We start from the raw sequence: 21,832 nt of genomic DNA on the forward strand, positions 1-21,832 counted from the left end.
GACAGGTCTCATCACAAGCCTATTTTTTGAAGGTCGCCGGGGTAATCAATATCCAGGGTCACTCCAGGATCATCAACGTCAACCCAGATGCAGTGGTGGATATGATGTTTAAACAACTCCCGCGCCCCGCCCTCTCCTTTGACCTGTCGCAACTCTGACCAAAAATTGCGGCCAAAAATAACCGGGTGCCCTACCTGGCTTTTATACCGTGGGCGGACAATGTTTTCTGCTGTCGCCAAAGCGATTAATCTCTGACATGTTGCGGGTGATAACCAAGGCATATCGCCGAGAAAAATGGCTGCCGCAAGGCCATGAGCGTTTTGAAGCATCTGAAAAGCATCGGCAAGGCTACTACCCAAGCCACAATTGGATTGAGGAGCTCTTAGGATCTGCACTTTTTGTAAGTACGTCGGAGATAACAACGCCTTCGGGTCATCTTCTGCCTTCAGTACCACATAAGTATGCGAAAAATTAGGGAGCACGGCAGACAGGGTTTGGCCTAACAAAGTCTCGCCATCCGCGAAAGGTGTCAGGCGTTTATCAGAACCAAAACGTTGTGAACGGCCTGCGGCCAGCACGATGGCAATCACATCTCCATTGGCTGCATCTACAGGCATCTCCATGTTATCTATCTCGGCCATAATAAATTCGGACAATGTCGGCCATCACGGCCAGCGCGATCTCGGCGGGTGTTTTACTGCCAATATTCAACCCTATCGGCATGTGAATACGGGATACATCCTGCTCGCTAAGACCTCCCGAGCGGCGCAGTCGCTGAGCCCGGGTTGCAGACGTTTTCTCAGAGCCCATAACCCCGATGTAGAAAGCAGGCGTTTTTACCGCATCAATCATCGCCAAGTCGTCAATGCGGGGATCATGGGATAAAGCCACAATAGCCGTGTCGGCATGACAGCCTTGCCGCGCAAGGTATACAGACGCTAACACCGGCTGAATATTCACACCTGGAACATCAAAAGTGGACAACACATCTTCCCTAGGGTCACAAACAACAACTTCAAAACCCAGTGTTTTGGCAAAATCCGCGCACGCTACCGATACCGGCGAAATACCCGCAATCACCAGTCGGCGCACCGGGCCGATTCTGACTCGCACAATGGCTCCCGACCTTTCTACTCGAGGGCCTTCACCGGTGTCCGGCAGAAGGCTGATTTCTGACGTTTCCAGGTTGATTATTCGTAGGCAGCGCTGCTGCCCTAGCAACGATTGCTGCAATTGATACAACTGTTGCTGGTGTTCTTCGGAAGGCGGAAAACGCTCAACCAGCACCTCAAGTACCCCGCCGCAAGGCAGCTTTAAACGCTCTTTGTTTGCCTCATTATAACCATAACGAATAACCTCGTTGGCAGAGGAAAACCTCCCAAATTGCAGCTGATCTAGAAAGTCTTCCTCGACACAGCCGCCAGAAAGCGACCCGACATGCCGACCATCTTGACGGGCCACCAGCAAGGCTCCTGGAGCACGAGGTGATGAGCCATAGGTCGCCAATACGGTGCACAGCCAAACAGTGCTCCCTGATTTACTCCAGTTAAAAGCATGATCAATAACGTCAAGATCAAGATACTGCATGATTACCCCCCGTTTTCCCGGTTCAACTGCGCCGTTTCGGCTTTGCTGTGCAGGTGCTTTTCAAACACGGATGCTACTCATCCCGATTGAACATGCTCGGGTTCCCTTTTACAAAATCCTGTATCCAGCGCTCCAGAAACGATTCGTTCTTGCCGGTTCTGACATACCGATAGCCCAAAATCGAGATAACCAGCGCACCCAGAGTATCTACGATCAGGTCCCACATGGTGTCGGTCAGGCCTGAGGGGTCGCCCAGCATGGGTTTTTGCATGTTCATACCAAATAAAGTGTCCATGGCAAATTCAAAGATTTCCCACAAGGCGCCGATGGCCACGGCGAACAGAAAAGCAAAAAAAGCGACAAAACCGGGGCGCATGTGCAGATTAATGTCTTCGACTTCGTTCATTACGTGCACCAGCAAAAAACCGACAATGCCCAGCAAGAAGCCGGAGCTGGTGTGCAGGGCAATATCCCACCACCAATAACGGGTGTAATAACCGCGCACCTCCCCTAAAAAAAGCGCCGCAAACACAAACAGGATGGCAAGAAGCACAAATTCAGGTGGTATGAAAACACGAAAAAAACGACTAATGAGCAGTGGCGCCAGCGTAATCAGCAAAATGCCAATGGTAAGTACCATCGCAAGCCACTGTTGCTGCCAGATGGCGACCAGTATTTCGGCTACCAGAATAATCTGGAGAAAAAATGTCAGGCGCCGGTGAATCAGTCGCTGTTGCATGCAAGGCCTTGAAGATTATGGTTTGGTAACCGCGACCAGATCAATTCTCGGCCACTAGTTGCAGAATTTCCTGATCAATTGCTTTTGCATCTACCAAGTGCGAAAACCACACTTGCTCGCTTTGGCCACGCAACAAACTCAGGAGAACGCCCAGCACAGCCCCACGATGAACATTGTCGCCACCCACGTGGGTATTGGCCAGCAATGCTTGTTGTGGTTGATCGCGGTAGCGGCATAAGAAGTACAACAACGCGGGCCAGGAATCGGAAATATAGCACGCGGGGGATAGCATGCGGCCCACCACGTCGGAATCTGGGGCCTGCTTTTCAATCGCGGCCAATAGTGCTTTGCGCGTGCGAGCCGGAACAGATTGCAGCAGTTCCTCATTGGTGGGCTGCTCACCGTCGGGCCGAAGCAACAGTTGCGCTATCAGGCTTACGTAAGCATCACAGACCAACGCCAACTCGTCGCTGGGGTGGGTTAGAAACAAATGCTCTCGACACTGCGCTTGTACTTGTTCTAATGGAAGGCCGTTTAACAGGCTTTGCAGCGCCAGCGGCGCAATTGTGACCAAGCCGCCGACAGAGGCTGTGTCGTGAGTTACCGCTCCACATTTGCGCGGTGGCAAGCCCTGAGCGTAGTTGTGAAAAAAGCCACGATGGTAAGACTCAGCGTAAGTGTCCGGATGTTGTGGCGCATCGGCTGTCATGAAGTCGATGTAGCGAGCGGCAAAATCGTCCACGCTGTATGCACTACCCTGCGTTTTACCGCCATTCTCTGAGCCACTTTCCACACCGTCTGCATCGCCACGGTTCTGTTCAGCCTCTGACAAGGTGCGCATCAGTAGTCTGGCACAGTGGGCGTTCAGGGTATTGTCGCCCGCGGCCATTCCCACATGGTAGTGCACGTTCGCGCGATCCCAGTGTTGGCGGCGGCCTTTCAGTATGACGTCGCCAACCACATCTGGCGCCGCCTTGGCCGCGGCTTTGCGGCCACCCTGAGCGGTAGAATGCAGAGACATAATAGACGACGGATGCCATTCTGGCGGCGCATCAAAAGCGCCAACGCCGTTTGGAAACGCGGCGAAAATATCGCCCACCCGGTAATACCAGTGCACAGGCATAGCTAAGGCGTCAGCCACAAATAAATTCTGAAGTGCGGCGCGAGCGCGCTCTTGCATCAGAGAAAGCTGGGGTGAGGTCATAAAATCGGGTTCCTTCAGTTAAGTGCCATTGCGGTGAAAAAGATAAGTGGCATTGTTGTAGAGTGCGCATAGTGCTTTTACGCCCTTCGCCCTGCGATGTATCTTTACACATTGGTCAAATCGTTTTATTCCCAACGCTCACAAGGACACGCCATGCATCCGGAGAAGCCATTTTCGCAAGCTTGCGAAAACAACAAGGGGCCAATACTCGACGCACTGCGACGAGTTTTCACAACGCCAACCACGGTCTTGGAAATTGGTACTGGGACAGGGCAACACGCAGTGCACTTCGCCACTAACCTGCCCCATCTTTACTGGCAAACCAGTGACCACCCCAATCATTACCAACTGTGCCAGCCCTGGCTGATCGATGCCAGGCTGCCCAATATTGGAGACCCCATTGCTTTGAATGTGAGCCAAGAGCCTTGGCCGGTGATGGAGTTCAGCGGTGTATTTTCAGCTAACACCGCCCACATCATGGCCTGGCACGAAGTAGAAGCGATGTTTGCGGGCGTGGGCAGAGGCCTGGCGGATTCAGCCGTATTGGAGAACGAAGAGCGCGGGCAATTCTGTCTTTACGGCCCGTTCAAATACAACGGCGATTTTACCAGCGCCAGCAATCAAAATTTTGACCAGCACCTTCGAAGCCACGCGGCGCACATGGGCATTCGCAATATTGAGAACCTGATCGAACTGGCACAAAACCACGGTATGGTTCTGGCGCAAGACCACACCATGCCCGCCAACAATCAGCTGCTGGTGTGGCGCACAACCACTAAACCAGAAGCACTTTAAAGCCAATCAAAATGAGCACAACGCCCCCAGAAACTCGGCTTTACTTTCCAGCCAGGTTCCACAGCGTGCTCTCCCAAGGAGACACCTATTGCGCTGAATACGAGCGTGGTTCCGCCAATCAGCAGCAACGGCGACGGCGCTCATGCTAAGCGCCAGCGCTAGAATAATGAGTTCGATCATAATGTAGACATCTGAATTATTTCGCTGTGCTTTGGAGTCGAACGATAAACTACCGATTTTTCCCGCAAAAACCAGTCATAGATTCAACAATGGAAGGCTTGTGGAAGTTGGCAAAAGGTTATAGATTGAGTGGAAGCTTTTACAGGCCAAATTCTCACTGTATTCCCGCGTAAAAGGCCCTGTTGGGAGCAATTTCCTTCTAAAGTTGAACTATTTATACTTTCGCATCTTCCGCCAGGCTGACGTGCAAAGTGACTTTTTCGCATTTCTTACTGTTCGCTGAACCCGCTCTTTTAACGCCAGGTTCGGCGTTTTATCTCTGCATTGCTTTATACTTTTTATTCTCTGGAGATTACGATGTCCGAATTGCCAGCGATTCTGGTTGCTGAAGAAGATTTTAACCGCCTGTCTAGCATGATTGAAAAACAGGGTAACTTAGAAACCGCTGCGGCGCTGGATGAAGAGCTCAGCCGTTCAACTCTAGTGCCGCTGGCAGATATACCCGACACAGTAGTTACCATGAATACAGCTGTACGTTTTCAAGACGAAGACAGCAAAAAAGAGCACCAGTTAACCCTGGTCTACCCCCACGAAATGGGCGACGGCGAAGGTAAAATATCCATTCTGGCCCCGGCTGGCTCGGCGCTGCTGGGTTTGAGCGTGGGCGAATCCATCAAATGGCCAGTACGTGGTCGCAAAAACCTGCACCTGAAGATCATTTCGGTCCAGCGCCAAAAATAAGTTTGCCCCGCGCCTTAGTAACCGGCGCCCCCACTTATCACCTAGGCTTTGTTGTGCAAAATGTCAGCAAACGCCTGGGCCGATGGCGACAAGGGACGGTCACGGAATCGTAATTCATACAGTGACCGGCTCAACTGTTCAGCGCCGGGTAGCGCCACTTCCTGTAACCGTTCTAACTCCAGCAATTCGCTGATGACCACCCTGGGCAAAAGCGCAAAACCCATACCGTTGGTAACGCAGCGAGCAATACCCTCGTTTGACGCTATCTGCAAGGTGGTTTTCGGTATAATTCCCAGACTTGCAAGTAGGCGGTCGCAAACCGAGCGCGTTCCAGACCCCTCTTCCCGTTGAACCCAGCAGCCACTGTTCAGTCGCTCCAAAACACCTTCGCCTTGTGCCCACTCAGTGCCGGCCACCAGCAATAAGCCTTCATCACGCCAATGGCGACTTTCAATCCGTGGGTCTTCCACATCCCCTTCAACGATCGCCAGGTCCAACTGACAATCCAATAGCCATTCGCTGATTACCCGGGTGTTTGCCACACGCACCTTCACTCTGATGTGCGGATACCGGCGCGCAAATTCGGCAATCGCCGCCGGCAGCCAATAACCGGCTACGGTGGTGCTAGCGCCCAGTGTCAAGTTGCCAATATGCGCACCTACCCGGGCTTCTATGTCATCCACGGCGGCTTTTTCCAACGCAAAAATACCGCGAGCGTGATCAAATACCGCGCTACCACCGGCGGTCAGCTGAACTTTCTGACTATGCTGGCTTTTGCGCGACTGAATACGGTCGACCAGCGTCAGCCCCAGCTGGCTTTCCAGCTCACGCACGCCCTGAGATACCGCAGGCTGACTAATATGCAAAACAGTAGCCGCGCCGGAAAAACTGCCTTCCTGCACCACCGTATAAAAAATCCTCATTAGATGCAGATTTAACACTATAACCTCAGCTTATAATCGTTTAATAAGAGCATATTCGATCAAGTCATAACGTGGGCGTAAGGTAGCGCCATCTCAACCCTATTCGGAGAACGCAGGTGAATACTGCAGAGCAACAAACAGCAACAGCAGACACAGCAGACACAAAAGGTACAATAACAGAACCCCCCCAAAAGCAGATTGTGCCGGGCCTTGCGCTAGTAGCTACGCTGGCTGGCGCCGCGTTTTTTCTGGCCCAACAATCTTGGTTTCAGAGTATGAGCATGGGCCCGCTTACGCTGGCTATTGTTCTCGGCATTGTGGCGGGCAATACGGTTCTGCGCAATCAACCCGCTATTCTGGCCGATGGCATATTTTTGGCAAAGGGCTTGCTGCTAAGGCTTGGCATTATTCTTTACGGCTTTGGCATCACTTTTCAGCAAATCAGCGCGGTTGGCGTTAACGGTGTGTTATTAGACGCCACAATGATTGCCTCTACCTTTGCGCTGGCGCAACTGATTGGCCGGCGCTGGATGAAGATGAAAAAAGAAACGACCATTTTAATCGGCGCAGGCGCTTCCATTTGTGGTGCGGCGGCGGTTTTGGCGACCGAGCCCGTTGTTAAAGGCAGAAGCGATCAGGTATCTGTCGCCGTCGCAACGGTGGTGATTTTTGGCACCATCAGCATGTTTCTTTACCCATTGATGTATCCGCTATTGGGTATGACAGAACACCAGTATGGTATTTACGTGGGCTCTACCATTCATGAGGTTGCGCAGGTGGTTGCTGCGGGCCAGGCAATCAGCACTGAAGCGGCTAACAGCGCCATCATTGAAAAAATGGTGCGGGTAATGATGCTGGCGCCGTTCCTGCTTATTCTGGCCAACGTACGCCGGCCAAGTCGCAGTACAAACGCCGGCGATGGCAAAGAGGAACGGCAGAAGCTAGTCATTCCCTGGTTTGCGGTTCTGTTCCTGGTGGCAGCTGCGGTTAACTCTGTGATTGCCCTGCCCACCATGGCCACCAACGCCATTCGCCATATCGACCTGTTCCTGCTATCCATAGCGATGACCGCACTGGGCTTGAGCACACAGGTATCTGCAATACGACGTGCGGGACTGCGCCCACTGATACTGGCCGGCTGTCTGTTTGCCTTTCTGACAGTTGGCGGCTATATCTTAAACCGTTTGCTGATCGGCTAAGCCATCTCTGACCGGGGCTAAATAGCCTCTGGCGCAAGCTTGAACTGGTCAATTGTCTGGCGAAGATTTTCGGCCATTACCAGCAATTCAGCCGCTATTTGCGCGGTTTGCTGGGCTTCCAATGTCGTTTGCTCGGCGGAACGACTAATTTCAATCACGTTCTGATTGATGAGATCAGACACGTTGCTTTGTTCGTTAGCTGCGCTTTCCATTCCTTGGTTCAGGCTGGTAATTTCGCGGGTAGCCTCGGCGATGATTTTCAGCTCGGCCTGTACCTTCAAAATGGCATCTACCTGCTGGCTGGCGCGGTCTGACGCACCGCGCATGGTCAACAAACAACCCGCAACTTCTTCTTTCAGGCCGTTTATCGTGCCGCGAATATCAGCCGTAGACACCTGGGTCCGCGACGCAAGAGCCCGCACTTCATCGGCAACCACAGAAAATCCACGGCCGGCTTCGCCAGCTCGCGCTGCTTCAATGGCCGCGTTCAACGCCAGCAGATTGGTTTGATCAGCGATATTGGAAATGGTCTCCAGCATCGTCGTCATTTTCGCGGTGCGCTGGTTCAAAGCTTCAATACGCTGGGCACCGTTTTGCACCTCGGCATTTAATGCCTCAATGCCGCCAACCGCACTTTGCGCAAGCTCCTCGCCCAGCCCGGCTGCTTCGGCCGTAGCCGCCGATTTTTGCGTGGTGGTAATGGCGCTTTCCCGCACCTGCAGCGCTGATGCCGCCATTTCCGTGGTCGCACTGGCCACCTGGTCGGTGTTGTCACGCTGGCTCAACACCTCCCGTTCGCTGGCGCCGGCCTTGCTGGCAATATCACGCGCGGCTTGCTCAACATGCTCGGCACTCACCATAACCTGGTTCATGCTGTCTCGTATTTTACTAATCATGCGGTTGAACGCGTTGGACACCAAGCCAATTTCATCGTTACGCACCACATCCAGCTCAAGAGTCAGATCCGAGTTACGGGATATTTCATCCATGCGGTCACGCAAACGGCGCAAGCGCGAAAACACCAAGTGCCCCAACACCCATGCAGTGATTGCAAATACCCCCAACAAGAGAACCGCCTGAGTGCCCGCACTGGTCAGCAACTGCGCCTGCAACCGTGCATCGGTCTCAGCCACGGAATATTCGATACGGATAGCACCCAGCACATCCCCTGCCTCAGCCTGGTGGCACCCCAGGCAATTCACACCCTGATAATCTGCCATCGCAATCACCGGCTCAATCAGGGTGTAAACCCGGCCGCTTTCATTGCTTGAATAATGCTCTATGCGCTCACCCGCCAGCGCTTTCTCGTCAAGCGGGCCGCGCGTTTGTTCTGCGATGTTACCGCTGCCAAAAACCCGGTTCAGGTGATCGCTGCGCACCACTCGCACGTTCAGCACGTCTTCCGGCGCCATCGTCTTCTCACGCAGAATTTCACGATTGTGCATGGTGCCCGTCACCATCATGGTGTTGAGCGCATCAAAATAAGACTTCGCCAAGCCGTCTACATATTTGTGGCTGAATTCCTCCACGTGTTCACGCTGGGACTGTGCGCTAAAAAATACGGTGAACGCGAGCACCAGTGAAAACGCCGTCGCAAGTGCTAAAAGAAGCATAAAGCGAATGGAATATTGTTTTTTCATAGTTAACCTGGCTTGTAGATGGCTTTGACGACAACGGGAATTCAAGCCGCAAAACGGGGGGCACGAATCAGGAACTTCAACCGACGCTGCTTGTTTAGGGTGACGGCCAAAAGACGGCGAACTTTACCGCAAAACTCCCTGGTGTTCATTGGATCCAAGTCAATTTAACGTGCGATCACGTCAACCGCGAGCTGGCCCGCTACTTGCTTAAGTGATTACAGTGGCTACAAACCTCGTACGCCAAACTCGACACTGCTGTTGGAGGGCATCGCCATGTCACTACTGTCTACCCTGCTTCGTGCCGGCAGCGAACTACACACGGCGCTGGAAAAACGTCCACCTGCTCGGCCAGTTGGCACTGGCAGCCGTGCTCAGGGCAAAACAGAGCCAACTGCGCAACCCGGGGCAGACCGGTTCACACCTTCCGAAAGCAAAGAAGACGACTCGACTCGCAAGGTAAGCAAGCTCGCGATTACAGATTACAAAAAAAGCGTCGGGCAAGATCTTGCCTTTATCAGAGAAACACTGCGGCACAAACTTGCCGAGTACAACATGCCCCCGGCAACGGCGGTTCACATCAAAAATGACAAGCAGGGGAACATCGCGGTAGAAGGCAAAGGCCAGAACCCGGCGTTTGCACGCATTGCCGGGGACTTGAACGTAAACACCGCGTTTCAGGATGCGTTCCGGCGCATGAGTGTGAACGAACCCACGCTGCACTTTATGGACAACGCTCTGAAATTGGGAAAGGCCTACGGCGTGAACAACTCGCTACTGAACACACTGGTCAGCGAGAACCAGCAGTTCAACGGCCTGCAAGATCTGGTACACCGTTACGACTCGCTGCGCCGCAGCGCTGGAGCCGTGTCAGTGGTCCCTGCCAACACAGCCCGGGATTACGCGTTGAGCTTCAACGCTCGGGCCTGATGTGGAATAAACTTACTCAAACGGCGACGGGTCGCCCTTGCCTACCCGTGTCACTACCGGACTGCCACTGGTAAAATTAACCACTGTGGTGGCTTCCATACCGCAGAAACCACCGTCAATAATCAAATCCAACTCGTGTTCGAGCGCATCGCGAATGTCTTCCGGATCGGTCATTGGCTCGGTTTCGCCGGGCAGTATCAGCGTGCTGCTCATGATGGGTTCGCCGAACTCCCCCAAAAGTGCATGCACAACCGCGTTGTCAGGAACACGGACGCCAATAGTGCGGCGCTTGGGGTGCAACAAACGCCGTGGCACCTCACTGGTGGCGTCCAGAATGAAGGTGTAAGCACCGGGCGTGTAGGTTTTCAGCATTCGGTAGGTGGTGTTGTCGACCTTGGCGTAAGTGCCAATGTCTGACAAATCCCTGCAAACCAAGGTGAAGTTGTGCTTGTCGTCCAGCTTGCGAATGCGTTTTATTCGATCAGAAGCAGATTTGTCACCCAAATGGCAGCCTAACGCATAGCCCGAGTCGGTCGGGTACGCAATAACGCCGCCTTTGCGAAGAATATCCACCGCCTGATTAATAAGGCGCTTTTGCGGATTATCCGGATGAATCTGAAAAAACTGACTCATGAATCAGCCCTCTTGTTGAAGCTTGCCCCAGGGTCGTTTTTTGAGCCGCCCAGGCAGTTTGGGGAATCGGGTGTAGATTGATTTTGCGCAGCCCATTCCTCAGGCGTGAAAGGATGCATAGCCAGCGCATGCACACCAGCGGCCAGCTCTGCAGCCAGCACTTGATAGATCGCCTGGTGGCGCTTCACCTTTGATTGCCCCACAAATGCCGGTGATACCAGGGTCACCTTGAAATGGGTTTCCGAATTGGGCGGCACGTTGTGCTTGTGACTTTCGTTCTCGATCATCATCACCTGGGCATCAAAAGCCTGGCGCAACTTAGCCTCGATTGTTTTCTGCACGTCCATCACTCACTCACTCTTCGTTGCTTGTATATCAACAGTCTACTATATATCAATCGCTAAACCCGACAACCTTGACAGCGTTGCGGCGAACCGCCACATTCGCAGCGAACACGGGTAGCGGGCTACTCTTAAATTCAATCTTAAATTCAATCTTAAATTCGCACTCCACGTCAGTTTTAAGCCAAACGGGAACACCATGCACCTTTATATCGCCGAAAAACCCAGCCTTGGCCGCGCCATCGCCGCTGCCCTGCCCCAGCCCCAACAAAAAGGCCAGGGCTGGATTCGCTGCGGCAGTGGCAGCAGTGCGGTTACGGTCAGCTGGTGTATCGGCCATTTGCTGGAGCCCGCCGAACCCGCCAGCTATAACCCGGCCTGGAAAAACTGGCGCGCCGACCAGCTGCCGATGTTCCCGGAACAGTGGCAGCTTACTCCGAAAACCGGCGTTGCCGCCCAGCTTAAAGTACTGCAATCGCTGATTCGCAAAGCCAGCGAAATTACCCACGCCGGCGACCCGGACCGGGAAGGCCAGTTGCTGGTAGACGAGGTGATTCGCTATGTGGGCACGGATGCACCCGTAAGGCGCCTGCTGATTAACGATTTAACCCCGGCTGCGGTAGCAAAAGCACTCAAACAGACCCGCGATAACCGTGACTTCCTTCGGCTGTCGGATTCGGCCCTGGCACGCCAGCGCGCAGACTGGCTCTACGGCTTGAACCTGACCCGTTTTTATACTCTGCTCTATCAAACAAAAGGCCAACAACAAGGCCAGCAGGGCGTTTACTCCGTTGGCCGGGTGCAAACCCCGGTACTGGGCTTGGTGGTTAAGCGCGACCAGCACATTGAACAGTTTCAGCCCCAGGACTTTTTCCCGCTGGAAGCCCGTTTTCACAGCATGGAAGAAGACTCTGACACCCGCACTTTTAGCGCGCGCTGGGTGCCAGGTGAAGATTACCAGCACCTGCTGGACAGCGAAAACCGCTTGCTGGACCGCAGCGCGGCGGAACAGGTCGCCGCCGCGGTTGAAGGGAGGCCAGGCAAAATCTGCGAATCCCGCTTTCGTGACCGCTCAGAGCCGCCACCACTGCCCCTGTCGCTTTCGGCGTTGCAAATCGAAGCCGGTCGATTGTTCCGCATGGCCGCCAAAGAAGTGCTGGATACCGCGCAAAGCCTGTACGAACGCCACCAGCTCATTACCTACCCACGGTCTGACAGCCGTTACCTACCGCTGGAACATTACAATCAACGCCAGCAGGTTATAAGCGCTGTCGGCAAGGTCGATATCGACCTTGCCGAAGCCTGCAACACAGCCGATTTGCAACGAAAAACCGCAGCCTGGAATGACAAAAAAGTGGACGCCCACCACGCCATTATTCCCACTAGCCGGAGTAGCGCGGGTGGTGCGCTATCTGGAAAAGAAGCCCAGATCTACAATTTGATCAGCCGCTACTACTTGATGCAATTTGCAGCAGATGCCATCCATCGCGAGGGCAAATTGGGAGTACGGTTAGGCGACCACCTGTTCCGCACCTCAGAAACCGCTGTTTTACAGCCCGGCTGGAAAGCGCTTGAACTTAAATTGCGCGACGCCAAAGCAAAATCAGAAAAACCCGCACTGCCTCGGCGGGGCACCGGCGATCCGGTGCTATGCGACGGCACTCAGGTGTTGCAGCAACAAACCCAGCCCGCCAAACACTTTACTGACGCGACGCTGCTAGCAGCAATGACCAACATCGCGCGCTTTGTGGACGACCCGGAACTGCGAAAAACGCTGCGCGAAACGGATGGACTGGGCACCGAAGCTACCCGCGCTGCTATTCTGGAAACCCTGTTCAAACGCGACTACCTGTTTCGCGATGGCCGCCACATCCGCGCCAGCGATAAGGGTAAAACCTTGATAAACGCGCTGCCAGACTCTGTCAGCAAACCTGACCGCACCGCCGTTTGGGAAGCCACATTGGAAGCTATTCAGCGCGGCGAAGCGCAGCCGCAACAGTTTCTGGATTCCCTGAAACAAGAAATTCAGGGATTTGTTGGTTGCCCGGCACCCCTAGCTCCTGACGCGGCCGAGGTAGCAACCAACCCGGATGCCCCGCATTGCCCCAAGTGCCGCGCCGGCATGGTTGAGCGCAAGGGCAAATTCGGTGCCTTTTACGCCTGCAGCCGCTACCCGGGTTGCAAAGGCACCCGCCCGTTGGAAGACCACAGCCCGGAAGATGGTAGCAGCCAAAAACCGGTTCCCTGCCCATTCTGTTTTTCGCCCCTGGTCAGGCGCAAAAGTAAAAAAGGTTGGTTTTGGGGCTGCAGTTCTTTCCCTGCCTGCCGTCAAACAGTGAACGATGTAAACGGACAACCCGACCTGCCGGCAAAAACGGTTATATAATGAAATGGAACCCGATGCCGGATTTTGCGACACTGATGTAGAGTTCACGAGCGTTTGAACAAATAAAGCCGGACAACCCACGCGGAACAGCCACTTACTTGTTGCAGGAGAGCCAGATGCGCATTGCGCTGCTTGAGGGTGAGCCGGAGCAATCTCAGCATTTAAAGGGCATTATTTGCGGACGCTGTCAGAGTTGCGACGCTTCTGAAACAGGTCAGGATTTTCTGGGTGCTGCACTGCACAACAATAACGATTTACTGGTGCTGAACTGTCAGATTTCGGGCATGTCCGGCCTGTCGCGTCGCAGCCAGCAAGCGCAAGTGATGGCGGCCCATGACTGATAAAACGCTGCATAGCAGTATTCTAATAGTACGTATTTTACCACTGCTCTTAGTTGCGCTACTTTCCAACACATATGTACAAGCCCACTTGCCACTTGCGATGGGCTCGGGTGTGCCCGCAAACAGCTCGGGTACGGCACTCGCTGAATGGGTTTACACCCTGCAAAAAGGCGACAGCGTTCAGCAGCTGGCCAGGCAGTTACTGGCCCCACCCCACAACGCCCAGCAACTGCTAGAACACAACAGCCTGAAAAATGCCCTGCTGCCGGTGACAGGCGAGCAGGTGCGCATCCCTATGGACTGGCTCAAACGCCAGCCCCAGCCCGCCCGCGCAACCTCTGTATCGGGCCTGGTGCAACTGCTAACCAGCAACGGCCAGCGCCGGCCACTGACCGTAAACACACTGATTCGCGCTGGTGACGAGTTACTGTCCGGTTCCGGTAGCACCACTGTCATCCTGGCCGAAGGCTCTGAAATCCGCCTGTCACCAAATTCTAGACTGGCGTTTAACCGCATGACCCAGTTTGGCAAGCCAGGCATGATTGATACCCGCTTGCGGCTGAATCGAGGCGAGGTTTTTACCAGCGTAAAGGAAGTGGTCAGCGGTGGCAGCCGTTTCGAAATCGAAACTCCCTCGGCAACGGTCGCGGTGGATGGCACTCAGTTTGCGATTCAGGCAAACGACGGGGGCACGGGCTTGCAGGTTATCAATGGCGAAGTTAATTTTGGCCAACAGGGGCGTTCCGTAGAAGTGCCCGCGGGTTATGGTGCTCACGTTGCCGCACCGCCCGGCGGCGATGTTCGCCTGCACAAACTTGCACCGCCACCCATCGTTACCAGCCTGCCGGCCATTCTGCGTAAGCTGCCCGCAGAACTACAATGGCAAAGCCTTGCGAAAACTCACAAGCTGGATATTTTTGATACTGGCAGCGGGCGATGGGTAGACAGTCGCACACTGGCTGGTGACCGTTTTGACATAAGCCGGCTGAACAATGGGCGTTATGAAATTCAGCTCGCAGCATTAGACTACCAGGGCATAAAGGGTTTGCCTGCGGTTGTGCCATTCAGCGTTGACCTTCAAGCCCGCGCCGCCAAATTGTTAGAACCTGTCGACGGCACGACCACCACCAATCAGCCCGAATTTAGCTGGGACCTAAACGGCGACAGCGAAATTGCCCAAATTCAGATCTCAGCCACGCCGCAGTTCGAAAACCTGGTAGCAACCAGCGAGTGGGGACAACAAAGCAAAGCACAGCTATCGCAACGACTGCCTCCCGGCCAGTATTACTGGCGGGTTAAAACCGAAGCCGGCGGCGACTCCACTGCCACCAGCAACGTCCACAACCTGATTATTGACGGCAGTTTGCCACCGGTGAAAATTATCTCGGTAAACTACTTGGATCAACAGGTGCGAATATTCTGGGAATCGGTGGAAACAGCCAGCAAATATCGTATGCAGCTGTCTGCAGACCCTGATTTTTATCCGATCATCAAGGAAGCAGATATACCGGGAACTACGGCAGGCTTGCGCCTGATTCCCGGAAAGCGATATTTTGTGCGCCTAAAGGCACTCTCTGACGGGCCACTGGCCAGCCGCTGGGGTCCGGCAAGGGAGATATATATCGATTAACTGTTGAGTAGGCAATAGTGCAGGAAGCGTGACCCGGGACTGGCTAAAAATCACAACAATGATCTGTCTATGCTCCGTGAATCGAGCAACAACCTTCCATTGCCTTGAATATAAGGCAGTGACCTGTTAACCGGGGATATTCTTGCTAACAACAACTGAAGGTGAGCTCAGCAGCCCATTGTCATCTCTCGCTTGAATGGTGAAATACCAGGTACCAGCAGACAGATTTTCAATGGTGTAAGACATGTCGATTAGACCCGCCGCGCCGTCAAAAACTGCTGAGCGATTGAGGTTTTCGGCGCTGGTGCCGTAACGAATTTCGTAGCTGGCCAAGTCTTGACCGCTTAAAGCATCGCCATTTACTCGTGTTGCAGGCGCCCTCCAACTCAAAGTCGCCTGATTGGCGGTCGAATTTACTGTGCTACGCGCCGTGCTATCTTCTGTAATATTTGCCGTGGCAACCACCGCACTTGGCTTCGCTACGCCAGCAGTACCCGACTCATCTCCATCACCACCACAGCCCGTCAACAAAATCAGCATTCCACCAAAAACCACGCCGAAGTAAAGTACACTGCTGATCCACTTTTCCACTTTATGCACCGCTTTGCCGTCATTCAGTTACATTATAAAAAAAGTAGTGAACCTATGATGTTAGCCAGTCCTCAAAAAACACGGCCAAATCGCCATGCTTATTGACTGTAGCCAAATTGAGCCAAAGAAGCGACAAAGGCAATTTGCTAAAACTGAACCCGCATAGGCTCGGAACTGGAGTCCGGCATACCGATCATTTCGTCAGTTCCAGTTGGCGGAATCAAGTCAAAATCCGCCACAATAAAACCACGCATTACTTCACGTGCTGCGCAAGCACCCGAAAACAACCTCACTTTACCCTGATCATTCACCAGAATGTAGCCTGAGCCCCCAATATAAAAGCGGACCATGTAATATCGACCCTCCATGGACACAATCTCTGCCAGGCTGATGGGTTCGTGCTTGCGGGATTTCAGTTCGCCAAGGGTCATGTGCATGGACGTTGTTCTCGCATTGGGTGAATTAGGATTTACGCCAGCTTGTGAATTGCAGATCATTCGGCAGGTTGATAATGGTGTTACGATGGTGATCTGGGCAGTCGGTTACGCATCCGTTTGTCGTATACATCTCGATAAAAGGGTGTGCACTATCGTTAGTTGCATTCTCAAAAATCCACTCCTGGAATGCAAAATGTTCGTGATTAATCGCCTATCCGCAATAATTCCGATGACACCCGACGCTAGATCCGATGTTTGGAAATTGAGCTGCATGCTCCTGGATGCTGGGCCTGTCGCACTATCAACCATAAATTTGCGTATTGGCATGCTGGCGACGCACGCTCCCTCAAATCCAAAAATGATTTTGGAAAACCGCCGCATGGTCACCGAAAAACTCGCTGTGCTCTGGGACACAGGGCTAGAGGTGCAAATGGCGTGGTTAGATATGCTATCCGGCGGCCACACGCCTTGGTGGACAACCAGCTTGCGCATTCTTGAACCCCTTCATAAACGTGCTATCGATAACTCAAAACGCCTTTCTTCCGAAAGCTGATGCAGGCTCAACTAGAGCGGTTACCGCTCTCATTGAGCTTGGGCCTGCTCCCGATATAACGCTCTACCCAAGGCCTGGAAGTAGTTTTCAAACGCTTCGTTGATCGCCTCTCTGTGCTGGCCCCTTGGGTACAGCCCAGTCTTTGCCTCATCCGAATAAACAGTGCCACTTACCAGAAAACGATTGCTGGGCCTGCTGTCTTCAACAAAAGCTTCAAAAGCCCGTGCGCAGAGCTCCTCCGGCCGAGCGTAATACAGCACCTTCAGTTTCTTGTCTGCTTGTTGCGAGCACTTAAACTGATCACTGGGTTCAGTGCCGCTCTCGTTCAGTAAAATGGTGCGAAAGCAGTGTTCCAACCGGTTGTTTAATGGATGTTGTTTCTGTTTTTTGCTGTCAAGCCACGCGCCAGACGCAAAGCCATGCTTAACCGGGTCGTGGAAGGCCTTGTTGCCCATATAGTGATCGAAAGCATGAAACCACTCATGGGCCAGGCTACCCGCGCCGGCATTTTTGGCCAGCGCCAGTTGTCGTGTCGCCGGAATATAGTGTGCAGCCACACCAGGGCGCCCACCAATGCCGTACTGGAGGCTAAGCGTGCTCCGTAACGAAATCAGCAGCTCTGGACTCTTGAGGATTGTCATCAAATCGCACAGCGCCTGGTAGAAGCGGACTGCCGCAAAATCACGCTCTTCTGGCGTAACCCAGCGACCCACTTCAATACTGCGAAAATCAAACTGGCGTCTGATCGTGACGAACGATGTCGCGGTGGCGGTCATCATGATTTTCACCGATTACTGTTTATTTATACGGGGTATCCCTTTAGCTCCACAGACTTCAATTTCCAGATTTTCCTCGCCGTGCCACCACCTTTTGGTAGGTGACCGGCTTTGTCACAACTGCTTGCTGGAGCAAGCGATAAAACAGTAAGCCTCTTGATTTGGATTTACGGCGATTAAACCGAAATACATATTCATCAAGATAATTATCCAACTGTCCTGGCTGGACTGCGCCATGGTGTGTGCCCATCATCCAGCGTTGCAAGAGTGATGCCACACGGTGAACGCCTGGCATTGATTCATGGGCTGGAGTGGCTGAACCAAGATGAACCGTTTGTCGGTGCTCATATCCACTCTCCGTGAGCAGGCGGTAAGCAGGTGAGCCATCGCTATGGATGAGCGATCCTGGACGAATGAAGGCTTTGATGAAGGGCATCAGGTTATCGTTGTCACCACGCTCAATCCGTTGAATCCGTATTCTTCCAAATCCCTTGGGTTGCAGTATCTCCACTGCTATGGCGACCAACACCTTGGTGGTGTTGCTTTTACGTCCCACCGCACTAATCGGGTTGGCTCGGTCGGTGAGTGCAAGATAGGTTTCATCGACCTCAACCTCTCCATGGAGCAACTCTCTGTCTGTGCGTACCATTGCTCGGCGCAGCCTGTGCAGCATGGTCCACGCTGTCTCATAGCTGCCAAGGCCAAGTACACGCTGCAACCCCAATGCGCTGACGCCATGCTTTTGGTTGGTGATGTACCAAATGGCGGCAAACCAGACGCGAAGCTCTGTGCGCGTTTTATCAAAAATGGTACCCGCTGTTACCGTTGCTTGATGTCTGCATGCTGGACAGATCAATCTGCCGCGACTGCGTCGATGAACTTGCGATATTACCCCACACTTCGGGCAAACCAGTCCGTCCGACCAGCGTAGCTGTTCCAAAAAATCCCGGCACGCTTGTTCAGAGTGGAACCAATCAAGGAATTGAACCCAGGTCGTTGGATAATCTTTTCCACCTATCGGAGCAATTGTTGGCACATCCATTGAGAGATTTTGCCATTTGTGGAGCTAAAGGGATACCCCATTTATTTATACAGTATTCTGAAGTGAAATTTCGAATGGGTCAAATCTGCAAACGAAAAACCGGTGAAGGTGGTGTTCGACCAAAGTCGCTTTCAATTACCAATTTGGTCTTGTGTACAAAACCACCCTGCCTGAATAGCAGCGGCTCGTTCATCGCATGAAGCCCGTGGCGCAAATCAGCACGGGCACTGCGTTATTGCACAGACAACAGACTCGTCAGCAATGCCCGCAAACGGTTGGGTTTTACCGGCTTGTTTAAAATCGATAACCCCTGCGCCCGCATCAGCGTGCGCAGTTCATCGCCCCGATCTGCGGTAATCAGGGCCGCTGGCACAGGCGTGCCCAATAGCTTCCGTATCGCTGAAATGGCCTGCCAGCCTGTTTTTTCATCATCCAGGTGGTAATCGGCGAGCAGTGCTGCGGGTACGTTGTTTGTCTGCCGCAGGTACTCCAAAGCCTGATGTTCGTCAGGACTGGCTATTACCAAACAGCCCCAGCACTCCAGCAACAGCTTCATACTCGCAAGTATGGCCGGCTCATTATCAATCACCATTACCAAAATGCCTGCGAAGCCGTGAACAAAGCTGGGCACAATTTCAGTGGCCGGCAACGCGGCTCGACGGGCTGATTGCATGTCCACCGGCAGCACCAGCGCGAACCGCGAACCTCTGCCCGGCCGCGAAACCACTTCTATCCGGTAGCCCAACACCGACACCATTCGCTCAACAATCGCCAGCCCCAGCCCGGCACCTTGGCGACCGCCGGTTCCTTGCGGCAACAATTGATGAAATTCGGTAAAAATATCCTTCAGCTTACTTTCGTCAATACCCACACCGGTATCCCACACTTCAATACGCAGGCTGTCGCGGCGGGCTCTCAGTGCCAGCAGAACACGGCCGCTGAGGGTGTAGCGAAAGGCGTTGCTCAGTAAATTACGAAGAATGCGGGTAAGCATACGCTGATCGGTTTTTATCAGCGCCGGAATAGTACGAACGTGGAACCGCACGCCGGCGTTGGTCGCCACCGCTTCAAATTCTTCACCCAGGCTTTCGGCCAGAGCGGCAACGTCGGTCAGTAGCAAATCCGGCGCCATGGCCTGCTGGTCCAGTTTTGAGATATCCAGCAAATCCGCCAGCAAGTCTTCGGCACCTTCAAGCGCGCGATGCACCTGGTGCACCATCCTCGCCTCTTCCGCCGGCAGCGCGCTTTCCTGCAGCGCCGATATGGTCAGGCGCGCAGCATTCAGAGGCTGCAGCAAATCGTGGCTGGCCGCTGCCAGATATTTGTCTTTGCTGCGATTCGCATCGCGCGCGGCTTGTGCTGTAATTACCAGTTCGCGCTCGACTTTTCCCCGTTCGGCAATCTGAAAATGCAGCCCAACGTTGGCGTTCTGCAGCGCCTGGGTGCGCTCTTCTACCCGGCGCTCCAAGTCTGCGTTAACCTGCACCATCTTCTGCTGCGCCTGCACCCGCTCGGTTATATCCGCCACAAACGCCTCAACCACCTCTGGCCCCAGATCTGGCCGCCTGAGCAGGGTGATGGCGACATTAACGGGCGTCGCATCTGCACGACGCAGGCGAATTTCGCGGGCGCTCAGACTGCCCCTATCGAGCAATTCCTGACGCAATGCATCGAACTCATTGGCGCTGCAAAAAAGCTGTTCCCGCAAGCGGATAACCCGGGCTTGCAGGTCTTCAGCACTGACGTAACCGCAGATTTTGGCCATGGCCGGGTTGCAGGCCAGAAAACCACCGCGTAAATCACCCTGAAAAATACCGTGGAGTGCTTTTTCAAATAGCCACTTATAGCGATTACGCTCTCGCTCTAACTCCTCCAGGCGGTCTTGCAGCGCGAGGTAGTAGTTCTTGCGCACGGACTGGCGACCCAGCCCCAACAAATCACCCACCTCATAGCCACGATCGTCATCAAAGGGCTTCTTCATACACAACCTGAACATCTCTGAGCGACGACTTGCGAGGATTGGTCAAAATACACGGGTCCTGTAATGCAAATCCAGAGAGAGACGGAATATCAGACACCCTGACCCCCAACTCTGACAACTTGGCCTCTAGCCCCACGGCGCGCTTGAGCTGAATAATGCGACTCATCAAGCGTTTCTGAATTTCGGCCTGGCTCATGCCACGAGTGTCGATATTCATGGCTTCTGCAACACGACGAAAGCGCTCTTCCGCTGAGTGGAAATTGTAAGCCACCACGTGTTCTAACAGGACGGCGTTGCATAATCCATGGGGCAAATCCAGAAAACCACCCAAGCTGTGGGACATCGCGTGAACCGCACCCAAGATGGCATTGGAAAACGCCAGACCGGCCTGCATGGACGCCAACATGATCTGCTCGCGCAAATACGCATCGGCGGTATTAGCCACCAAGGGCTCCAAATTGCGGTTAATCAGCCGGATCGCTTCCAGCGCGTTAGAATCGGTCAACGGCCCGCTGCCTGTAGACACATAGGCCTCTATGGCATGCACCAAGGCGTCAACGCCGGTGCAGGCAGTAAGATAGCTGCTCATGGTTTCGGTCACTTCGGGATCGATCAGCGAAACATCTGGCACAATCGCTTTGCTGATAATGGAAAATTTGAAGCGACGGGCAGGGTCAGAAATGATGGCAAACTGTGACACATCAGCCGAGGTTCCGGCCGTGGTCGGAATCAGTATCATCGGCGGCGGCGGGTTTACGATGGTGTCCACCCCTTCAAAATCCAAAATATTGCGGCCATCGCTGACCACAATACCGATGCCCTTGGCGCAGTCCATGGGGCTGCCGCCGCCAATGGCCACAATCACATCGCACTCGGAGGATTTGTAGAGCTCGGCGCCGGCCATAACCTCATCGACACGGGGATTCGCCGAAACACCCGTGTAAACCGTGGTACGTATGCCGGCATCGGTCAGCAAGGTAGCGATTTCGCCCACCCAGCCGGCGGCCGCGACGCCTGGGTCAGACACCAGAAACACATGTTTTGCGCCGAAATTACTGGCAAAGTTAGCGACAGACTTCCTTGATCCGGCTCCGAATACGATCTCTGGCGAGACAAATTTTCTTAAAGCGGATATGTCGTGACCCATGAACAAGCACTCGACGTTAAGTTTATTTTTGTACGTAAT

The 21,832-nt window shown here is 53.6% G+C and carries 22 protein-coding genes; 8 read left to right on the top strand and 14 right to left on the bottom strand.

All coding sequences use genetic code 11. From position 1 onward, the window contains the following. Positions 1–11 precede the first annotated feature (11 nt). The 4 genes from MELB17_RS08180 to MELB17_RS08195 all read right to left on the bottom strand — a co-directional run bounded on the left by MELB17_RS08180 (position 12) and on the right by MELB17_RS08195 (position 3,530). A complete protein-coding gene (locus tag MELB17_RS08180; protein WP_007349713.1) occupies positions 12–641 on the bottom strand; it encodes a nucleotidyltransferase family protein in 630 nt (209 codons plus the stop codon). After that, a complete protein-coding gene (locus MELB17_RS08185) occupies positions 625–1,587 on the bottom strand; it encodes an XdhC family protein (RefSeq protein WP_007349714.1) in 963 nt (320 codons plus the stop codon). The genes MELB17_RS08180 and MELB17_RS08185 overlap by 17 nt, the downstream gene beginning before the upstream one ends. Before the next feature lie 73 nt (positions 1,588–1,660). Further along, positions 1,661–2,326 (bottom strand): DUF2238 domain-containing protein, encoded by a 666-nt coding sequence (locus MELB17_RS08190; protein WP_007349715.1) that lies wholly within the window; start codon positions 2,324–2,326, stop codon positions 1,661–1,663. Positions 2,327–2,366: 40 nt separating this feature from the next. After that, complete coding sequence (locus tag MELB17_RS08195) at positions 2,367–3,530, bottom strand: ADP-ribosylglycohydrolase family protein (protein WP_007349716.1); 1,164 nt, start codon at positions 3,528–3,530, stop codon at positions 2,367–2,369. A 153-nt stretch (positions 3,531–3,683) separates the two neighbouring features. Here MELB17_RS08195 and MELB17_RS08200 point away from each other — a divergent pair, with 153 nt between their 5' ends. Continuing rightward, on the top strand, positions 3,684–4,325 hold the full coding sequence (locus tag MELB17_RS08200; RefSeq protein WP_036184042.1) for a DUF938 domain-containing protein: 642 nt from the start codon (positions 3,684–3,686) through the stop codon (positions 4,323–4,325). Positions 4,326–4,862: 537 nt separating this feature from the next. Beyond that, positions 4,863–5,246, top strand: a complete 384-nt coding sequence (gene rnk, locus MELB17_RS08205; protein WP_007349718.1) for a nucleoside diphosphate kinase regulator — start codon at positions 4,863–4,865, stop codon at positions 5,244–5,246. A 41-nt stretch (positions 5,247–5,287) separates the two neighbouring features. Here rnk and MELB17_RS08210 read toward each other — a convergent pair whose 3' ends face one another. Next, on the bottom strand, positions 5,288–6,169 hold the full coding sequence (locus tag MELB17_RS08210) for a LysR substrate-binding domain-containing protein (RefSeq protein ID WP_083796365.1): 882 nt from the start codon (positions 6,167–6,169) through the stop codon (positions 5,288–5,290). Positions 6,170–6,285: 116 nt separating this feature from the next. On the opposite strand from MELB17_RS08210, the gene MELB17_RS08215 reads away from it, so the two are divergent. Beyond that, entirely contained in the window at positions 6,286–7,368 is a 1,083-nt protein-coding gene (locus MELB17_RS08215; protein WP_007349720.1) for a YeiH family protein, read from the top strand. A gap of 17 nt (positions 7,369–7,385) precedes the next feature. Here MELB17_RS08215 and MELB17_RS08220 read toward each other — a convergent pair whose 3' ends face one another. Continuing rightward, positions 7,386–9,008 (bottom strand): methyl-accepting chemotaxis protein, encoded by a 1,623-nt coding sequence (locus MELB17_RS08220; RefSeq protein ID WP_007349721.1) that lies wholly within the window; start codon positions 9,006–9,008, stop codon positions 7,386–7,388. A gap of 273 nt (positions 9,009–9,281) precedes the next feature. Here MELB17_RS08220 and MELB17_RS08225 point away from each other — a divergent pair, with 273 nt between their 5' ends. Next, positions 9,282–9,935 (top strand): hypothetical protein, encoded by a 654-nt coding sequence (locus MELB17_RS08225; RefSeq protein ID WP_007349722.1) that lies wholly within the window; start codon positions 9,282–9,284, stop codon positions 9,933–9,935. Positions 9,936–9,947: 12 nt separating this feature from the next. On the opposite strand, the gene MELB17_RS08230 is transcribed toward MELB17_RS08225, so the two are convergent. Then, positions 9,948–10,568, bottom strand: a complete 621-nt coding sequence (locus MELB17_RS08230) for an L-threonylcarbamoyladenylate synthase (protein WP_007349723.1) — start codon at positions 10,566–10,568, stop codon at positions 9,948–9,950. After that, complete coding sequence (locus MELB17_RS08235) at positions 10,565–10,915, bottom strand: BolA family protein (protein WP_007349724.1); 351 nt, start codon at positions 10,913–10,915, stop codon at positions 10,565–10,567. The genes MELB17_RS08230 and MELB17_RS08235 overlap by 4 nt, the downstream gene beginning before the upstream one ends. Before the next feature lie 193 nt (positions 10,916–11,108). On the opposite strand from MELB17_RS08235, the gene MELB17_RS08245 reads away from it, so the two are divergent. The 3 genes from MELB17_RS08245 to MELB17_RS08255 all read left to right on the top strand — a co-directional run bounded on the left by MELB17_RS08245 (position 11,109) and on the right by MELB17_RS08255 (position 15,266). Next, positions 11,109–13,295, top strand: a complete 2,187-nt coding sequence (locus tag MELB17_RS08245) for a DNA topoisomerase 3 (protein ID WP_007349726.1) — start codon at positions 11,109–11,111, stop codon at positions 13,293–13,295. Between the two features lie 116 nt (positions 13,296–13,411). Continuing rightward, complete coding sequence (locus MELB17_RS08250) at positions 13,412–13,636, top strand: response regulator transcription factor (protein WP_007349727.1); 225 nt, start codon at positions 13,412–13,414, stop codon at positions 13,634–13,636. Then, positions 13,629–15,266 (top strand): FecR domain-containing protein, encoded by a 1,638-nt coding sequence (locus MELB17_RS08255; RefSeq protein ID WP_227498840.1) that lies wholly within the window; start codon positions 13,629–13,631, stop codon positions 15,264–15,266. The genes MELB17_RS08250 and MELB17_RS08255 overlap by 8 nt, the downstream gene beginning before the upstream one ends. A 126-nt stretch (positions 15,267–15,392) precedes the next feature. Here the strand turns inward: MELB17_RS08255 and MELB17_RS25490 are convergent, their stop codons facing one another. After that, positions 15,393–15,857, bottom strand: a complete 465-nt coding sequence (locus MELB17_RS25490; RefSeq protein ID WP_007349729.1) for a fibronectin type III domain-containing protein — start codon at positions 15,855–15,857, stop codon at positions 15,393–15,395. Positions 15,858–16,003: 146 nt separating this feature from the next. Then, the gene (locus tag MELB17_RS08265; protein ID WP_007349730.1) at positions 16,004–16,294 is read right to left on the bottom strand and encodes a DUF6482 family protein; all 291 of its coding nucleotides are present in this window, start codon (positions 16,292–16,294) and stop codon (positions 16,004–16,006) included. Here MELB17_RS08265 and MELB17_RS25495 point away from each other — a divergent pair. Further along, positions 16,293–16,847 (top strand): hypothetical protein, encoded by a 555-nt coding sequence (locus tag MELB17_RS25495; RefSeq protein WP_007349731.1) that lies wholly within the window; start codon positions 16,293–16,295, stop codon positions 16,845–16,847. The two genes, MELB17_RS08265 and MELB17_RS25495, sit on opposite strands and share 2 nt — an antisense overlap. A 29-nt stretch (positions 16,848–16,876) precedes the next feature. Here the strand turns inward: MELB17_RS25495 and MELB17_RS08275 are convergent, their stop codons facing one another. The 4 genes from MELB17_RS08275 to ercA all read right to left on the bottom strand — a co-directional run bounded on the left by MELB17_RS08275 (position 16,877) and on the right by ercA (position 21,793). Next, positions 16,877–17,626: a CLCA_X family protein gene (locus MELB17_RS08275; protein ID WP_036184049.1), complete on the bottom strand. Its 750-nt coding sequence runs from the start codon at positions 17,624–17,626 to the stop codon at positions 16,877–16,879. A gap of 55 nt (positions 17,627–17,681) precedes the next feature. After that, positions 17,682–18,665, bottom strand: coding sequence for an IS1595-like element ISMrsp3 family transposase (locus tag MELB17_RS08280; protein WP_036184052.1), 984 nt, complete (start codon positions 18,663–18,665; stop codon positions 17,682–17,684). Positions 18,666–18,897: 232 nt separating this feature from the next. Next, entirely contained in the window at positions 18,898–20,646 is a 1,749-nt protein-coding gene (locus MELB17_RS08285) for an ATP-binding protein (protein WP_007349735.1), read from the bottom strand. Then, complete coding sequence (ercA, locus tag MELB17_RS08290; RefSeq protein ID WP_036184055.1) at positions 20,630–21,793, bottom strand: alcohol dehydrogenase-like regulatory protein ErcA; 1,164 nt, start codon at positions 21,791–21,793, stop codon at positions 20,630–20,632. The genes MELB17_RS08285 and ercA overlap by 17 nt, the downstream gene beginning before the upstream one ends. Positions 21,794–21,832 lie beyond the last annotated feature (39 nt).

The organism is Marinobacter sp. ELB17, from assembly GCF_000169375.1.
In the GTDB taxonomy this organism is placed as follows: domain Bacteria; phylum Pseudomonadota; class Gammaproteobacteria; order Pseudomonadales; family Oleiphilaceae; genus Marinobacter.

Bases quoted from the DNA above. Each gene is read 5' to 3' on its own strand.
- MELB17_RS08180 (WP_007349713.1), bottom strand. From the start codon at position 641: ATGGCCGAGATAGATAACATGGAGATGCCTGTAGATGCAGCCAATGGA.
- MELB17_RS08185 (WP_007349714.1), bottom strand. From the start codon at position 1,587: ATGCAGTATCTTGATCTTGACGTTATTGATCATGCTTTTAACTGGAGT.
- MELB17_RS08190 (WP_007349715.1), bottom strand. From the start codon at position 2,326: ATGCAACAGCGACTGATTCACCGGCGCCTGACATTTTTTCTCCAGATT.
- MELB17_RS08195 (WP_007349716.1), bottom strand. From the start codon at position 3,530: ATGACCTCACCCCAGCTTTCTCTGATGCAAGAGCGCGCTCGCGCCGCA.
- MELB17_RS08200 (WP_036184042.1), top strand. From the start codon at position 3,684: ATGCATCCGGAGAAGCCATTTTCGCAAGCTTGCGAAAACAACAAGGGG.
- rnk (WP_007349718.1), top strand. From the start codon at position 4,863: ATGTCCGAATTGCCAGCGATTCTGGTTGCTGAAGAAGATTTTAACCGC.
- MELB17_RS08210 (WP_083796365.1), bottom strand. From the start codon at position 6,169: ATGAGGATTTTTTATACGGTGGTGCAGGAAGGCAGTTTTTCCGGCGCG.
- MELB17_RS08220 (WP_007349721.1), bottom strand. From the start codon at position 9,008: ATGAAAAAACAATATTCCATTCGCTTTATGCTTCTTTTAGCACTTGCG.
- MELB17_RS08225 (WP_007349722.1), top strand. From the start codon at position 9,282: ATGTCACTACTGTCTACCCTGCTTCGTGCCGGCAGCGAACTACACACG.
- MELB17_RS08230 (WP_007349723.1), bottom strand. From the start codon at position 10,568: ATGAGTCAGTTTTTTCAGATTCATCCGGATAATCCGCAAAAGCGCCTT.
- MELB17_RS08235 (WP_007349724.1), bottom strand. From the start codon at position 10,915: ATGGACGTGCAGAAAACAATCGAGGCTAAGTTGCGCCAGGCTTTTGAT.
- MELB17_RS08245 (WP_007349726.1), top strand. From the start codon at position 11,109: ATGCACCTTTATATCGCCGAAAAACCCAGCCTTGGCCGCGCCATCGCC.
- MELB17_RS08250 (WP_007349727.1), top strand. From the start codon at position 13,412: ATGCGCATTGCGCTGCTTGAGGGTGAGCCGGAGCAATCTCAGCATTTA.
- MELB17_RS08255 (WP_227498840.1), top strand. From the start codon at position 13,629: ATGACTGATAAAACGCTGCATAGCAGTATTCTAATAGTACGTATTTTA.
- MELB17_RS25495 (WP_007349731.1), top strand. From the start codon at position 16,293: ATGGACGTTGTTCTCGCATTGGGTGAATTAGGATTTACGCCAGCTTGT.
- MELB17_RS08265 (WP_007349730.1), bottom strand. From the start codon at position 16,294: ATGCACATGACCCTTGGCGAACTGAAATCCCGCAAGCACGAACCCATC.
- MELB17_RS08275 (WP_036184049.1), bottom strand. From the start codon at position 17,626: ATGATGACCGCCACCGCGACATCGTTCGTCACGATCAGACGCCAGTTT.
- MELB17_RS08280 (WP_036184052.1), bottom strand. From the start codon at position 18,665: ATGGATGTGCCAACAATTGCTCCGATAGGTGGAAAAGATTATCCAACG.
- MELB17_RS08285 (WP_007349735.1), bottom strand. From the start codon at position 20,646: ATGAAGAAGCCCTTTGATGACGATCGTGGCTATGAGGTGGGTGATTTG.
- ercA (WP_036184055.1), bottom strand. From the start codon at position 21,793: ATGGGTCACGACATATCCGCTTTAAGAAAATTTGTCTCGCCAGAGATC.